Here is a 15,871-nt window from a genome sequence, read left to right as displayed (position 1 = left end):
AATGAATTCTGAATTCTGAATTCTGAATGACAATATTATTACACCTCACTAAATTTATTTAATCATGAAAAAGCAAATCTTTATCGTTGCGTTATCTCTGGGAGCAACTGCCTTAGGAACCCACCGGGTTATGGCACAAAATTCAGAGCAGGTGAGTACATCAGTCAATATTATTTTATCAGACGTTATTGCAATGGATATTGGCTCTGCTGCTTCAGAAGGTGCCGTAGGTTTTAATTATGGGAGCACAAAAGATTATAATTCATCAAAAAATGTGACCGTTCCCAATAGTTTAGTCATTATTTCCTCTAAAAATTTTGATGTAAAAGTAAAATCTGAAGGGGCACACTTTGTAAATGGCGCAAACGTTATTCCTGTAGATATATTACAGGTAAAAGCGATACCAGGCGGAAGTTTGGTGGGAACTCTGAATGAGGTCACTTTATCTCCAAATGATCAGGTATTGGTGAGTAATGCAAGTTTGGGTACCAAACAGTCTTTAAATATTGCTTACTCTATTTCTGCGGAAAATGCATCAAAGGTACTTTTAGGAAAACCACAAGGAACTTATACACAAAAAATAACTTATACTGCCACTGCATTGTAAGTAAATATCAATTTTAAATAGAAAAGCCCTCGATACTACAAAAGTATCGAGGGCTTTTCATTTATCATATGAGTAAATCTTGTAGTTATTTTACTACATGAACTTCCGTTTTCCACTACAAAGAAACTTTTAGCACCACTATAAATTTGCAGTATACAAAAGATAACAATTAAGTAAAAAATAACAATAAAATATTACCACCATGAAAAAACAAATCGTAATCACAGCCTTAACTTTTGGAGCAATCATATTTGGAACTAACAATGTTCAAGCTCAAAATACAACTGCAACTACAACCGTAAACATTACCCTGAACGACGTAATATCTATTGACGCGGGAAGTACAGCCATTGGTAATACGGTTGATTTTAACTATGTTACTGCAGCAGACTATAATTCTGATCAGACGATTACTAAAGCCAACTCTTTAAAAGTAACTTCAACGAAGAACTTTAATGTTAAAGTAAAAGCAGGGGGTGCTAATTTCATGAATGGAACGAACTTAATCCCTGTCAATGTTTTGACCATCAAAGCAGCTACAGCTGCCGGAACCATGGGGGGAACAAAAAATGCTGTAGTTTTATCTGCAACTGATCAGAATTTAGTTACAAATGCCCCACTAGGAAGCGCATTAACACTGAATTTGGATTACACTATTCCAGCTGCAAAATCATCATCATCTGATATTTTAGGTAAACCGGCCGGAACTTATACTCAAACAGTAACTTATACTGCAACAGCTTTATAAATTAATTTTTCATATTAATATTTTGTGATTTGGTGTTTCGAAGGCTTCCTCAGGAGGCCTTTGATTTTATATATATTGTACCGGTATAAATACAATTCAAAATCCGGGAATAAGTATCTGTCAGATGTAAGGTAGAATCTTTGTTTTAAATAACAATGATAACACATTTACCAACCTATAAATATTTTTTGTGAAAACCTAAATAAAAATTATACGCAAACGGTAGTTTATATTGCGACAGCCTTATAATAGAAATTACAGGAATTTATATACTCCCTCAACAATTAGAAAGTGTTGAGGGCTTTACTATTTAAGTTAAATGAATAAACCTTGTAGTTATTTTACTACATGAACTTCCGTTTTCCACTACAAGGAAACTTTTAGCACCACTATAAATTTGCAGTATACAAAAGATAACAATTAAGTAAAAAATAACAATAAAATATTACTATCATGACAAAACAAATCGTAATCACAGCCTTAACTTTTGGAGCAATCATATTTGGAACTAACAATGTTCAAGCTCAAAATACAACTGCAACTACAACCGTAAACATTACCCTGAACGACGTAATATCTATCGACGCAGGAAGTACAGCCATTGGTAACACGGTTGATTTTAACTATGTTACTGCAGCAGACTATAATTCTGATCAGACGATTACTAAGGCTAACTCTTTAAAAGTAACTTCAACGAAGAACTTTAATGTTAAAGTAAAAGCAGGAGGTGCTAATTTCATGAATGGAACGAACTTAATCCCTGTCAATGTTTTGACCATCAAAGCAGCTACAGCTGCCGGAACCATGGGGGGAACAAAAAATGCTGTAGTTTTATCTGCAACTGATCAGAATTTAGTTACAAATGCCCCACTAGGAAGCGCATTAACACTGAATTTGGATTACACTATTCCAGCTGCAAAATCATCATCTTCTGATATTTTAGGTAAACCGGCCGGAACTTATACTCAAACAGTAACTTATACTGCGACTGCTTTATAATAAAAACACATTTATATATAAATATGCCCTCAATACCGGTAAAGTGTTGAGGGTTTTCTATTTAAACCAGATGAATAATACTGTAGTTATTTTACTACATCAACTTCCTCTTTCCACTACAAAGAAACTTTTATCGCCACTGTAGATTTGTAGTGTTCAAAGAGAGCAAATAAACAAGAATAAAAATTAATAATACTACCATGACAAAACAAATCGCAATCGCAGCCTTAACTATTGGAGCAATCATGTTAGGATCTAACAATGTTCAAGCTCAAAATACAACCGCAACCACAACCGTAAACATTACCCTGAACGATGTAATCTCTATTGATGCAGGAAGTACTGCAATGGGAGGAACAGTTGCCTTTAACTATGTTACTGCAATGGACTATAATTCGGAAAAAACAGTGGCTCAAGCCTCGGCTTTGAAAATCACCTCAACGAAGAACTTTAATGTAAAGGTAAAAGCAGGTGGCCCGACTTTCGTCAATGGTTTAAACTCCATCCCTGTAGATGTTTTGACAATCAAAGCCGCAGCTGCTCCTGGAAATATGGGCGGAACAAAAACTGATGTGATTTTATCAGCAGGAGAAAAAACTTTAGTAGCAAACGCTCCTCTCGGAAGCGCATTAACACTGAATCTGGACTACACCATTCCAGCTGCAAAATCATCATCATCTGATATTTTAGGTAAACCTGCCGGAACTTACACGCAAACAGTAACTTATACAGCGACTGCTTTATAATAAAATTTTTAGTTTGTAAAGGTCCATTTTGATGCGTTTTCAGTAGTTTTGGGAATCTTTATTATTAAACTATTTACACCATGCACAAGTTCATTCATCTTTTCATTTTCTTTATCCTCGCGGGATATTCCTCACTTCTGGCACAAAGTATTTCAATGTCGCCTACACGCTTGTTTTTCACAGGTAATCCAGGTGAAAAAGTAACAAAGACAGTCACGCTTCAAAACAGCTCCGATAAGGATTATGTTTTTAATCTCAACTATAAAGATTGGGTTAGAGAAGAAGACGGAAATAAGGTTTATCTTGAAGCAGGCAGTTCAAAAACTTCCAACGCATCCTGGATATCTACTTTAGAAAATACTGTAACAGTTCCTGCAAAAAGTACAAAGGAAATTGTAGTAACCATGCAGATTCCTGCAAATGCATCAAAGTCTGCCGTCACAAACAGTATGTTGTTTTTCACCCAACTTCCTCAGCAGGCTGATAAGGCACGTATTCAGAATGGTATTGGTATTATCACCTTATTTGAGGTGGGGCTCCACATCTTTTATACTCCACCGGGTAACCACGTAAAAAGTTTGGATATTACCAATATTTCAGAAGCGAGTAATGAGAATGCAGCGAACAGAAAAGTCGCAGTAAGTATCCATAATGATGGAAACACCATCAATGATGCCACCGTTGAGTTTGAACTCACCAATACAGACAGTGGTAAGGAAATAAAATTACCCGCAATTTCCATCTCTATGCTTCCCGATACCAATCAGGTCGTTCAATTTTCCTTGCCAGAGAACATTTCAGGGAACTTCCTTGGCGTGGTTATTATCAAAATGGCAGAATCAAATGATTTACGCGTAGGAGAAAAAAACTTTAAATTTTAAAATTAAGTCTTGAAACCACAGAATGGAATACCGATATCATTGCTAAGAAGAACAATCTTATTTTTTGTAATTGTTTTTCTGCACTTTTCGTTGGCCTTTGCGCAGGAAAAGAAGGATATTCAAATCCATTTTGAAAATGACAGCGTAGCTGTTGAGAAAGGTTCTACTTTTAGCAATTTCCTGGTTATTGAGAATAAAAGTTCTGAAGAGATTACCATTCAGAATATTATACCCAAGGAAAAATATCCGGGATTGCTTTTCTATCCTAAAAATGATTTTATCTTAGGTGCGGGCCAGTCTAAAAATCTTCCTGTGAAACTGATCGCCAACGTGGATTTTATGAAACTTCGGTCCAATGAGATCCAATTCCAGATTTCGTACGTTACCCCGACGATTACCAGAACTGAAAATGCCTCTTTCTTCGTTACCAAAGGCGAGAACAAAAATATCGCAATTTATACAGCTACATACGAAAATTTCATTAACCCTGCTGTGCCCGAATCCTCAATCCTGCTGACTGTAGAAAACCAAGGGTACAGTAAACGAACCGTTAAGATTGATTTGCAATCCATTCCCGATGGTTTGGAAATGATGCCAAAGCAACAAACCGTATCTCTGGAGGGCTTAGAAAAACAAACGATTGAGATCAAAATTGCGGTCAGAAAACAGAATACAATTTATCCCGAATTTAATATTAATGCAATAGTCACAGATCTGCTTGATAATAAAATAGTAGGAAGCAACACGCTCTATCTGGTCGTTTTATCGCACAACAGACAAATTGCCCGGGGAAACGAAGCGATGGGCGGAAGTAATTTTGCGGAAATTAGTTATAATGAAAACAGTTCAGGTTTCAATTATTTTCAATTGAGAGGGAATACAGCGTTTCGGGTGACAGATAATTTGAGATCGCGTTTCAATATTAATGCAGATTACTATCATGAAGACGGCCGTTATAACTTCTATGATACCTGGCTGGAATTGGAGAGAAAAAATACGGTATTACGGGTGGGAAATGTTAATAGCAATGATTACGATTACCCGATTTTCGGTAGAGGAGGGAAAGTTTCTACGAAATTTGGTAAAAACAATCAGATTGAAATTCTTGCGCTTGAAAATAATTATAACTTGTATGGTACTTATTTCCAACAAACAAAAGGATCTACCATGGTGGGTGCAAAATATGGTTTTGGGAATGCTAAATCTTTCAACGGGAAAGTATCCTATATATTTGACCATGATCCGCGCTTTAACATAGATACACAGGTAGCGAATGCAGTAACTTCATTGCTAATTAATGATAAACACACCATCCGCATGGAGATGGGCCTGAGCCACGAAGAAGGTCTTTTGAATAAAGATGAAAATGCTGGAGCTTTAATGGGAGCCAATTATGAGGGGAAAATAGGGAGATGGGATATACAATCTTTCAATTCCTTTGCCACCAAAAGCTATGCAGGGATCAAGCGGGGATCTTTTTTCTCAAATCAGCGAATCGGTCACCAATTTTCCGCTTCTCAACGCGCTTTTATACAATATCAGAATTCGCAGGTAGAACCTGAGTTCCTAAGTTTCCAAAGTGAGCCAATCCAACCGGGGAATACCGCTAATTTGCGCTATTATTTCAACAGTACAGAAGCTTTGGGGTTAGGCTATCAGTTTTCTTTAAAGAAGTGGAATTTTCTACTTTCTCCAAAGGTTGAAAACCAGAAAACAGCTAATTTTTATACATCACAGGAGCTTTTTTCATACAAGTTGGAAGCCAATATAAGCACGACATTAGGTGCTCATGGATTCAACCTAACGGCGGAATATTCTTATTCAAAAGAGAACAATAAACAGGACTGGTTCAATAGTCTGAAAACAACTTTATCTTACAGATATAAATCATTTTCCCTTAACGGAACTGCCCAATGGAATGCTACCAGTGTCTTTGATTTAACTTCTTATTACAATGCAGACCGTAATTTTGCCAACTACAATGTATACGCCTCGTATAATTTCCAGATGCTCAATCATAATCTGACCGGATCTTTTTCTGCCGGAGCCTTCTATTCGGAACTTTATAAAAATTTAAACAGCAATATTACCGGTAATCTGGAATATAAGATTTCGCCTTCCTGGTCCACCACAGGTTATTTTAATCTTTCCGGTTATAAATCTACGGCTGAATATGCAAGCAGCGGCATTTATTACCAGTTCAGGGTGGGAATTAAAAAATATTTTACCACCGCTACGGCTCTAGGAAATCATAAAGTGGCATTCCAGTTCTTTGAAGATAAAAACTATAATGGACTTCTGGAGTCCGGTGAATCGGTACTTGCTAATGAAATTGTAAAACTGGACAATTATGTAGCGATGACGGATAAGAATGGAAAAGTAGTTTTTCAGAATGTTCCTGAAGGTACTTATACCCTGAAGGTGAACGAAAGTGCGGGCTCCCGGTTGATGACGGATCCTGTCATTATGGTGCACAATAATATCAACCGCAAAGTGGGCTTGGTAAAAAACATCAGAGTAACTGGGAAATTAACGGAGATTAAACAAGCTTACGATACTGTAGAAACAGATGTAACAGGAATTGTAGTATATGCAAAAGGGGAAGATGGTAAAATTTATACCGCAGTGGTTAACCCAAAGAATGAGTTTGAGTTTTTCCTCAAAGACGGCAAGTATGATCTCTATATTGAAAATGACAAATACAGCTATACACAACCCACCCAAACCATTTTGGTGACAAAAGAAGGTTACTCAAAAACCGTGATTTTTGAATACAAGAAGAAAGACACCATCATTAAGGTGAAAAAGTTTTAAATTTAAAAGTATGAAAAAGAAGAGGGCTTTTTTAATAGGAATTTTTACTGTACTTTGCGGATCTACAGCTACGAAAGCTCAGGATGTGTACCTTTCGGTTCCTGAAAATAATATTTTTAACAGGAGCGAATTTACCTCAGTACCTACAAGAGTAATGACGAACGCCAACAGAACAAACTGGGATTATGCCTTTTTAGGGATACTCCCGACAGCTCCTACATTTACCTCTGTTTCGGGACCAACTTTTACCCACTCTTCTTCCTCGCTTACTTTACCCGCTTCCATTCTACTGTGGCAGTTGGAAAGTATGGGTGGGCAGCTGCCATATACCGGATTAACAGGTTATTTACCAGGTTTTCAGTCGTTCAGTACAAGCGCCATAAAATGGTTTGAACCACCATCGACCAGTCTTGGGGGAGGGTTCAATCGGGGAAATATCAATTTTACATTTAAAATTCCCGCTTCACAATTTACTGCCAATACCTTTCGGGCTGGGAATTACTCCATGGAAATTACTCAAAATTATAATGACTTTACACCACGTAATTTTAAAACTATTTTAGTGATTCCTTCATCTATACGATGGATTACAAACTCTTTAACAAAATACATAGAAATATCTTCTTTGAATGACTATCGCAATACGGGCACGCGGGTATGGGATTTGGGGAATACGGAAATCGCGCATACGGTCGATTTTAATTTTTGGGCAAAAGCTGCTTCCACTAACGTTCAGTTCACTTCCTCTAAAGGTGTTTCAGGAGCCAGAAATATAGCAAGCATTAAATTGGCTAGCAATGGCTCAGCTCTCACGACCAAAGCCTTATCTGCCGATTTTCAGAATTTTTCCACGGCTAATTTCAGTGTTGTAGCGGGAAACAGAAATAGCTTCATTCCAGAGCTTCATGTGTCTGCTGAAGATTTTAAAAACTATTTTTTTGAAGCTGGAACTTATACGTTTGAATTGAATTTCAATGCCAGAAGCACAGATAACTCAATCAATAGTTTACAAAATACGGCTGTTCAGATAAAAGTGCTCCCTCTGTCGGAGATTACCATTCCCAGTTCCGGCCGAAATGTAAATTTCAATTTTAATACCGCTGCCCATTACACCAATGGTCAGTCACAAATGGTTCCAAACCAAATTATGCTTTCCAACAATGAAAATTTCGAGCTCTATGTTAAATCGGACGAAAATTATTTCAAGAAAGGTGGCCTCCAGACCGATATCAATTCCAACATATTACAAATAGGCATAGATGGAAGTTCTGTAAATGTTCCCTTATCCAAAACTCCTCAAAAAATACTTTTTAACGGAGCACCGGTTTTGGACCGGGGACTGAACATAAGATACACCATACCACCTGCGGGTGCTCAAAGTTTGGTAGGAAAGGAAAATACCACTTACTCTATCAATGTTTATTATAGCTTTACGGCAATTTAACAATACTTTAGAGCAGTCAATATTTTAGAATTTCAACTTCAATTTCATCTCTTGTTTTCAAATGTCGGCGGAGTTCCTTAAAAAGCTCCATAGGCACAAATAAGCTTTATACCTTCAAATAATTCTTTTTGTAAGTATTTCATTCCAATATTTCATGGCTGAGGGTCAATTATAGCGGTTGGTCCAAACACAAAACTGTCCAGGATTCCTAATATATTTTGGTGTCTGGCTATCAATTATTACCGCTTCAGGCACCTATTTTTAATTTGCATCATTGAGCCAGATTCGATCAGTAATCTGATGATATTGTCCCATGCTCCATCTTTTACCATTTCCGGTAGTGCCGGTAAACGGTTTTTACAGGGTAGAAACTCTGCCGAAATATCACGTCATGCAAAGCAAGTTTTAATTAATAAAATAATGCATTTATTGTTTCCAAATAGATACTATTTCATTTTTCTTTTTACTAATATGATATTTTTTATAACTTGCTAACTCCTGGAAGAAAGGGCTGAACTGTATTTTTTAATCATATTGAAACAATTTACCTTTCTGCCTTCTTCAAAAAAGTAATTCAAAAGCTTCTAAAACTGTGATACTTAATTTATGAGTGATTTTATCAACGAACTACAATTGAAAATTGAAAGACTCGAAAACGAAATCAATTTTAAGAACGGACTGATCTCGATATTGTCTCATGACTCAAAAGAACTGTTTGGAACCTTCCTTTGGCTTATAGAGGAGCTAGAGCAGAAGACCATAAGTGAGGAAGATTTTTTTAAGTTGTTGCCGCAGGTAAAAAAAGATGCCCAGAAGAATCTGCAAACTATCCAGGACAGCGTTGCCTGGCTAAAAACGCAATACGGGGAATTTAAGATTAGACCCGTTAAAATTATGGTGATAGATCTTTTTCACTATTTAGAAGAAAAATACGCTGCTAAATTAAAAGAAAAAAATATTCAATTTTATTTTAAGGGAGATCATAACGCGTTTCTTACAAGCGACCGCCTGTTGATCGAATACGTTTTAGATAAAATTTTTAACAATGCGGTAAAATATTCCTTTCCGGGACAGGATGTTTATTTACAGGTGATTACAGAGGATGATCAGGTTGTGCTTTCTGTAATTGATTCCGGAATGGGAATCAATGAAAAGTATTTACCTGCGATCTATACGTATGGTAATCCTATATTCCTGGGGACTGCCGGCGAGAAAGGAGCTGGGTTAAGTTTGAAAATTGTAAAAAATTTTATATCCTTGCTGCATGGAAACATCCAAATCATTTCCACTGAAGATAATGGCACTACGGTTTCCCTTTTTTTACATAAATTTATAGAATAATGGGTTTAAAAGTAAACATTCGTATTGTAGTAGCAGATGATCATGGTATCGTTCGGATGGGCTTGATACAAACGATCAAACGATTGATACCCGATGCCATCATTTCAGAAGTAGAGGATTATAAATCGCTGTACAAATTAATTCTGAATGAAAAGCTGGATCTGGCCATTATGGATGTTAATATGCCTAATGGTACTGTTCAGGAAGCAATAGATTACATAAAGATTCACCAGCCTGAATTAAAAACTCTGATATTTTCTTCACAGGATGAAGAGCTGTATGGGATGCGCTATCTAAAAATGGGGGCAGGAGGCTATCTAAGCAAGCTGAGTTCCGCTGAAGTAATTGAGACCGCTTTAACGGCGATGGTCAGTAAAGGCCGATATATCAGTGATAATATAAAAGAAGCGATTTTTTTTGAATCATTAACCGGTTCAGGAAAAAATTCTCCCCTTGAAGCACTATCAGACCGGGAATTGCAAATTGCCAATAAACTTGCAGAAGGCCTTCCCCTTAAAGAAATTTCTAATCAGTTGAATCTCCATTCATCAACGATCAGTACGTATAAAAACAGGTTGTTTGAGAAGCTGAAGATACGATCCATACCTGAATTGGTGGAAATTCTCAGGCTATATAATCAGTAAATATTCTATCATAAATTGATTGTGATTCAATGAAATGATGCAATATGCTGCTTTTCTTTCTCCTTATCTGCTTCTTCGTGCAAAGCAGCAGTCAGATCGGGAGAATGACGCATCAATTCTCATACAGAACTGAAATTTTTCGGAATTGATAATAAGCATTTTAATATAGAATTTCTCTCCGGAATATAGACTCATTATGATCTGTACTCATTTCCAATATTTTCTGACAAATTTCTAAATTAATTTGCTACTAATATAAAATGACCTATTTTTATTACAAAATACTATTCCATGCCGAAAAAAATTATAAGAAATCTTAAAATTGGTGTAGTGATTTCTTTGGTACTTCTGATTGCTAGTTCTATAGCATCTTATGTCAGCATACATAAGCAGATGGAGAATAGGGAAAACCTCATAAAAAGTAAAGAATCTATAAGCTTAGCAAAAGATTTATTAAATACTCTTTTAAATGCTGAAACGGGAAATAGAGGATATCAGCTTACCGGCCGGGAAAATTTTCTTGAACCTTTCAATAAAAGCAAAGATGAATATCCGTTGCTCGTTTCGAATAAAGATAGGCTTAATCTTAAAAATAAAGATCAGATTAAGGTCTTAAATGAACTGCTAGACGCTTCACAAATGATGATGAAGGAATATGCCTTACTTATTAATAATCGTCAACAAGGAATATTAATGAGTCCGGAAGAACTTGTACAAAACAAGGAGGCTATGGACAGATGTCGCAGACTCGTTCAGAAATTTGTAAAACACGAGGAAGTTCAACTTGCTATAAAAAATGAAGATCTGAAAAAATCTTCCCAGTGGACGGTTTTGTTCATCATCTTTTCTGCCATTGCAGCCATTGGTGTAACCATTTTTGTTTATATACAACTAAAATCTGACCTTATTCGTCGTGGTAAGTTAGAAAAAGATCTGTTTGATACTAAGGAAATGCTTGAGGAAACAAGTTCAGTAGCCCAGGTTGGAGGTTGGGAGGTCAATATGAAGACCGGAAAGATCTTTTGGTCTCAAAGTACAAGAGAAATTCACAAACTGAAAGATGATCTCCAGCCTACTTTTGAAAATGCCTTGGGATTTTACAAAGGAGAAAGTGGAGAAAGAATAAAATATTTGTTTAACAGGGCAATACAACAAGGAATTCCTTTTGATGAGGAGCTTCAGCTTTTACGTAATGATGGAGTTACGACCTGGGTAAGAGTAAAAGGTATTCCTGAATTTGAAGATGATATTTGCAAAAGGGTTTTCGGAATCATTCAGGACATTGATGCATTCAAAAAAATGTTTCTCGAGGTTTCCCGGAAAGAGGCAATAATGCAATCTTTTGTCACTGATGTTCCTGTTCCTTTGGCCATGTTTGATAAAGACCTTAACTATATTGCTGTAAGCAGCAGATGGAGAGAGGAATTCCGTATGAATAATGTAGATCTTATCGGCAATAATCTATTCACGATATCACCTAATATTCCCGAAAAAGGAAAAGAGATCTATGAGAATGCACTATTGGGGAAAACGTATATTAACGGTGATTTTACGCTAAAAGTGGAAGGTAAAGAAGAAATCCAGCATTACGACCTTAAAGTTGGACCCTGGTATCTTACAAAAGATGAAATAGGTGGTGTAATTATTTCTATACAGAATATTACAAATGCTGTAAAGATAAATGAAGAATTGAAAAATGCCAAAGAAACAGCAGATATAGCCAGCAAGGCAAAATCCGAATTTCTGGCCAATATGAGTCACGAGATTAGGACTCCTTTAAACGGAGTTATTGGTTTTTCAGACCTTCTCCTTACGACACCGCTGAATGAAACACAGATGCAATATCTGAATTACATCAATGAGTCAGGAGAAAACCTGCTTAGCATCATCAATGATATATTGGATTTTTCTAAGATAGAATCCGGAAAAATGGAGCTTTTGATTGAAAAATGTGATGTTTATGATATGTTAAGCCAGGTAATAAATGTGATCATTTATCAATCCCAGAAAAAAGATATCGAACTACTTCTCAATATTGAGCCGGGCCTTCCAAAAATACTTTATATGGATGAAGCAAGGTTAAAACAGATCTTGATCAATCTTCTGGGGAATGCTGTGAAGTTTACAGAAAAGGGAGAGATTGAGCTAAAAGTAGAGAAGTTGCACATGAATGATCGTACAATCGCTTTGCGCTTCTCGGTACGAGATACAGGAATTGGCATCCCTGTTGAGAAACAGAAATACATTTTTAATGCCTTTACTCAGGAAAACAGTTCCATCAGTAAACGATATGGTGGCACGGGTCTGGGGCTTACCATTTCTAACACTATCCTGGGATATATGGGAAGTCATTTGTCGCTGAACAGCGTAAGGGAAAAAGGGTCTGTATTTTTCTTTGACATTGAGATTCCTTACGAGATTCCTCAAGTGAGAGAGGAGGAGGAAATAACTATTAAAACGGCCTTAGTGGTTGATGATAATGAAACCAACAGGATTATTCTTGAGCACATGCTTACCTATAAAAATATCAAGTCTACCTTAGCTTCTAATGGGATGAAAGCCTTAGAGATCTTGTTGAAAGGTGAGAGATTTGATGTTATCCTGATGGATTATCATATGCCTATTATGTCCGGATTGGAAACAATAAATAAAATAACAGAGCTGTTCAATCAGCGAAAAGAGACTTCACCATTTATAGTACTTTCTTCTTCTTCTGAAGAACTGAGCATACTTAATTCAGTTAGAAAAATTGATAATGCACATTTACTTTTAAAACCCATCAAATCACATGATTTATACAAAACTTTAAAAAAAGTAGACCAAAGCTATTCAGTAGAAATTACTAAGGATTATTCTGAGAAAGTTACGCATGTATTTACCTCGGAATTAGAAGTGCTTTTGGTTGATGATAACGTAGTAAATATGGTCCTGAATAATAGGATAATGAAATCTTTTGCTCCCAATATAAATCTGACGGAAGCAGTCAATGGACTACAGGCTTTGGAAGAATGCAGGAAAAAACACTTTTCCATTATCATGATGGATGTACAGATGCCAATAATGGACGGTATTGAGGCAACACGCAATATCAGAATGCTGCCGGGATATGAACATATACCTATCATAGGCATTACGGCAGGAAATGTGTTGGGTGAAAAAGAAAAGTGCCTTGAGGCCGGAATGAATGATTTTCTTCCCAAACCTGTAAAGCAGGCAGATCTTCTTGAAGTACTCAAAAAGTATATTAGTGTTTAGAATCTATGAAAAAAGGAATCAATTTTTTGTAAATATTAGGGAACAATATATTTATATACGAAATGTATAACGGATTAGGACAAAAAAAAACCGACATCCAAGAGTGAAATCTTCAAATGTCGGTCTTGTGACCTTAAGAGCGTATCTTCAAACACTTTTATCGATGATTAGGTTCGATTAAGTCAAATTAACCAAGAGTTACAAAATTCATTTTTACAAATAATTTCTATTCATTTTTTGTCTATGGCTTTTAATTCTACAAATCAAAAAAAATAGTGGAATAGTAGGCCTTACGTTGGATTCAACGGTCTTTTAATTATAAATGAAGATTTAATTAAGAAATAGGAAATAGTATGATATTACTAGGTAATTAGATTGGAAAATATAGTCTGGTACATTAAAATATCAAATAGTATCAGACTCATATAAAAGCCGGCTCTGAATAGTTTTAAACTATTCAGAGCCGCATATGTATTAATTATCATTTTTTTACAAAACTAATGTAGGTGCTTTTCCGAATTTCTTTTTAAAAGCATGGGAAAAATGAGAAAGGCTTTCAAAGCCCAGGTCAAGATAAATGGAAGATGGACGTTGGTTTTTACTTTCGATGAGATGTCTTGCCTCATTCAATCTTTTATCCTGCAGCCATTTTCGCGGGGGCATTCCAAATGTTTTCTGGAAGTCTCTCTTAAATCCTGAAAGGCTTCTTCCTGTCAATTGGGAAAATTTTTCAACCGAAATATTAAAATGATAATTGCTGAGCATAAATTTTTCAAGATCTATTTTGTAAGGCTCAGAAAAATCGAATAGAAAGTTTTGTAGTTCAGGCATGGCAAGAATCATAAGTTTAATGCCTTCCTTCACTTTTAAAAGTCCCATTTCGTCGGTCATTTGAGCACCTGAGTTTCTGGCATAGGGAACAATAGACTGGAAATATCCTTTTAGAAATTCATTATGAGGGATTATCAAATTAGGAAGTCCAATGTATTTACCAGCCGCCTCCATTCTCTCCTCCAAAATAATCTTACGCATTAGATCTTCCTGCAGAGATATAACGATAGTTTCATAATGTCCGCCGGGAAGAGGTGTTTTGGTAAGGGTTCCCAGTTGATTTTTTCGTATTAATAAAACCTCTCCCGCAGAGATGGAAATATTCTGCTCTGAGGTCTCCAAGACAAGTTGACCTGAAACCTGTAAAACTAAGGTATGATGATTCCAAAAGCAGACCTTTTGTTTCTGCTCCGAAGAAAGATAGGAATAAAATATAACGCCGGGTAAAATCTCTGCTGGACTTTCCATTATCTTTGAAGATAGGTACCGCCTTTTATGGTGCCTATTGCAAATGTAGTGTTTAAAATGTTCATTTCCTCAGGAGTGAATATAATTTCCATTGCAGAAATATTCTCAGGTAGTCTCGATCTGCGGCTCATACTTACGAGCGGCATTATATTCTTACCTTGTTCCTTTACCCAGGCAATAGCAAGCTGTGTCGGTGTGAAACCTTTGCGTAGAGCCATCTGCTTGAGCACTTCTACTTTTTCAAGATTATGAATCAGGTTTTCACCCTTAAAACGGGAGAAATGATTTCGGTAATCATTCTCTGATAATGGTGACTGAAGATCCCCGCTCAAAAGCCCTTCCGCAGTATTTGCGAAGGCGATGACACCGATTCCTAATTCTCGGGCGGCAGGTAATAAATCTTCTTCTATCTGGCGGTCTGCCAAAGAGTATCCGATTTCCAAAGCACTGATTGGATATATATTATTAGCTTTACGAAGCTGATCCGTTGTGATCTCCGATACTCCGATATGACGTACCTTCCCTTCCTCAACAAGACCGGCGATTGTTCCAATAATATCTTCTATAGGAACACTGTCATCCATCCTGCTTGGCTGATAAAGATCAATGGTCTCAATTCCCAGACGGGTAAGAGAGTAATTGACAAAATTTTTGATTGCTACAGGACGAAGATCCATTCCAATCCACTGACCATTGTGGAAAATAGCGCCAAACTTGACACTGATGAATGCATCTTCACGTCTTCCCTTAATTGCTTTTCCAATGAGCATCTCGTTATGACCTGCACCATAAAAATCTCCGGTATTGAGAAAATTTATTCCATTATCCAATGCCTGACGAATAGTAGCAATACTTTCTGCTTCATCAGGTGTCGAACCGCCCCAAACTGATGACATTCTCATGCATCCCAAACCAAGTTTTGAAACCATAGGTCCATTTTGACCTAACTGTATTTTTTTAATTTCTGACATTTTGATTTATTTAATTTAATAGGACAAAGTTCAGGTATTATTGCATATTCTACTTTTGTGTACGGTTCAATTTACTTGCTTGTGTGGTTCAAGAAAAGTATTGATCGTTTATACTTAAATCT

General features: G+C 36.4%; 12 protein-coding genes. 10 read left to right on the top strand and 2 right to left on the bottom strand.

The window, feature by feature from the left end:
- Nucleotides 1-64: 64 nt before the first annotated feature.
- The 10 genes from PFY10_06245 to PFY10_06200 all read left to right on the top strand — a co-directional run bounded on the left by PFY10_06245 (nucleotide 65) and on the right by PFY10_06200 (nucleotide 13,479).
- Entirely contained in the window at nucleotides 65-607 is a 543-nt protein-coding gene (locus PFY10_06245; GenBank protein WBV58039.1) for a peptidoglycan-binding protein LysM, read from the top strand.
- A gap of 202 nt (nucleotides 608-809) precedes the next feature.
- The gene (locus PFY10_06240; GenBank protein WBV58038.1) at nucleotides 810-1,355 is read left to right on the top strand and encodes a peptidoglycan-binding protein LysM; all 546 of its coding nucleotides are present in this window, start codon (nucleotides 810-812) and stop codon (nucleotides 1,353-1,355) included.
- Nucleotides 1,356-1,808: 453 nt separating this feature from the next.
- Nucleotides 1,809-2,354, top strand: coding sequence for a peptidoglycan-binding protein LysM (locus tag PFY10_06235; GenBank protein WBV58037.1), 546 nt, complete (start codon nucleotides 1,809-1,811; stop codon nucleotides 2,352-2,354).
- Between the two features lie 200 nt (nucleotides 2,355-2,554).
- On the top strand, nucleotides 2,555-3,100 hold the full coding sequence (locus tag PFY10_06230) for a peptidoglycan-binding protein LysM (protein ID WBV58036.1): 546 nt from the start codon (nucleotides 2,555-2,557) through the stop codon (nucleotides 3,098-3,100).
- Between the two features lie 80 nt (nucleotides 3,101-3,180).
- Nucleotides 3,181-3,981, top strand: coding sequence for an Fn3-like domain-containing protein (locus PFY10_06225; GenBank protein WBV58035.1), 801 nt, complete (start codon nucleotides 3,181-3,183; stop codon nucleotides 3,979-3,981).
- 9 nt (nucleotides 3,982-3,990) lie between these two features.
- Nucleotides 3,991-6,795 carry a hypothetical protein gene (locus PFY10_06220; protein ID WBV58034.1) on the top strand — a complete coding sequence of 935 codons (2,805 nt, stop codon included), beginning with the start codon at nucleotides 3,991-3,993 and terminating at the stop codon, nucleotides 6,793-6,795.
- 10 nt (nucleotides 6,796-6,805) lie between these two features.
- The gene (locus PFY10_06215; protein ID WBV58033.1) at nucleotides 6,806-8,239 is read left to right on the top strand and encodes a hypothetical protein; all 1,434 of its coding nucleotides are present in this window, start codon (nucleotides 6,806-6,808) and stop codon (nucleotides 8,237-8,239) included.
- A gap of 606 nt (nucleotides 8,240-8,845) precedes the next feature.
- On the top strand, nucleotides 8,846-9,580 hold the full coding sequence (locus PFY10_06210) for a HAMP domain-containing sensor histidine kinase (GenBank protein ID WBV58032.1): 735 nt from the start codon (nucleotides 8,846-8,848) through the stop codon (nucleotides 9,578-9,580).
- A complete protein-coding gene (locus PFY10_06205) occupies nucleotides 9,580-10,224 on the top strand; it encodes a response regulator transcription factor (protein WBV58031.1) in 645 nt (214 codons plus the stop codon). Before PFY10_06210 ends, PFY10_06205 begins: the two co-directional genes overlap by 1 nt.
- Before the next feature lie 291 nt (nucleotides 10,225-10,515).
- Complete coding sequence (locus PFY10_06200) at nucleotides 10,516-13,479, top strand: response regulator (protein WBV58030.1); 2,964 nt, start codon at nucleotides 10,516-10,518, stop codon at nucleotides 13,477-13,479.
- Between the two features lie 489 nt (nucleotides 13,480-13,968).
- Here the strand turns inward: PFY10_06200 and PFY10_06195 are convergent, their stop codons facing one another.
- Together PFY10_06195 and PFY10_06190 are read right to left on the bottom strand one after the other, a co-directional pair.
- Nucleotides 13,969-14,778, bottom strand: a complete 810-nt coding sequence (locus PFY10_06195; protein ID WBV58029.1) for an AraC family transcriptional regulator — start codon at nucleotides 14,776-14,778, stop codon at nucleotides 13,969-13,971.
- Nucleotides 14,778-15,749 carry an aldo/keto reductase gene (locus PFY10_06190; GenBank protein ID WBV58028.1) on the bottom strand — a complete coding sequence of 324 codons (972 nt, stop codon included), beginning with the start codon at nucleotides 15,747-15,749 and terminating at the stop codon, nucleotides 14,778-14,780. Before PFY10_06190 ends, PFY10_06195 begins: the two co-directional genes overlap by 1 nt.
- Between the last annotated feature and the right edge of the window lie 122 nt (nucleotides 15,750-15,871).

It is taken from the genome of Chryseobacterium daecheongense, from assembly GCA_027920525.1.
Lineage (GTDB): Bacteria > Bacteroidota > Bacteroidia > Flavobacteriales > Weeksellaceae > Chryseobacterium > Chryseobacterium proteolyticum.
This window is presented reverse-complemented; position numbering and strand designations above follow the sequence as displayed.

Excerpts from the sequence above, each read along its gene's own strand:
- PFY10_06225 (WBV58035.1), top strand. The coding sequence starts at position 3,181 with ATGCACAAGTTCATTCATCTTTTCATTTTCTTTATCCTCGCGGGATAT.
- PFY10_06245 (WBV58039.1), top strand. The coding sequence starts at position 65 with ATGAAAAAGCAAATCTTTATCGTTGCGTTATCTCTGGGAGCAACTGCC.
- PFY10_06210 (WBV58032.1), top strand. The coding sequence starts at position 8,846 with ATGAGTGATTTTATCAACGAACTACAATTGAAAATTGAAAGACTCGAA.
- PFY10_06195 (WBV58029.1), bottom strand. The coding sequence starts at position 14,778 with ATGGAAAGTCCAGCAGAGATTTTACCCGGCGTTATATTTTATTCCTAT.
- PFY10_06200 (WBV58030.1), top strand. The coding sequence starts at position 10,516 with ATGCCGAAAAAAATTATAAGAAATCTTAAAATTGGTGTAGTGATTTCT.
- PFY10_06190 (WBV58028.1), bottom strand. The coding sequence starts at position 15,749 with ATGTCAGAAATTAAAAAAATACAGTTAGGTCAAAATGGACCTATGGTT.
- PFY10_06215 (WBV58033.1), top strand. The coding sequence starts at position 6,806 with ATGAAAAAGAAGAGGGCTTTTTTAATAGGAATTTTTACTGTACTTTGC.
- PFY10_06240 (WBV58038.1), top strand. The coding sequence starts at position 810 with ATGAAAAAACAAATCGTAATCACAGCCTTAACTTTTGGAGCAATCATA.
- PFY10_06205 (WBV58031.1), top strand. The coding sequence starts at position 9,580 with ATGGGTTTAAAAGTAAACATTCGTATTGTAGTAGCAGATGATCATGGT.
- PFY10_06235 (WBV58037.1), top strand. The coding sequence starts at position 1,809 with ATGACAAAACAAATCGTAATCACAGCCTTAACTTTTGGAGCAATCATA.
- PFY10_06230 (WBV58036.1), top strand. The coding sequence starts at position 2,555 with ATGACAAAACAAATCGCAATCGCAGCCTTAACTATTGGAGCAATCATG.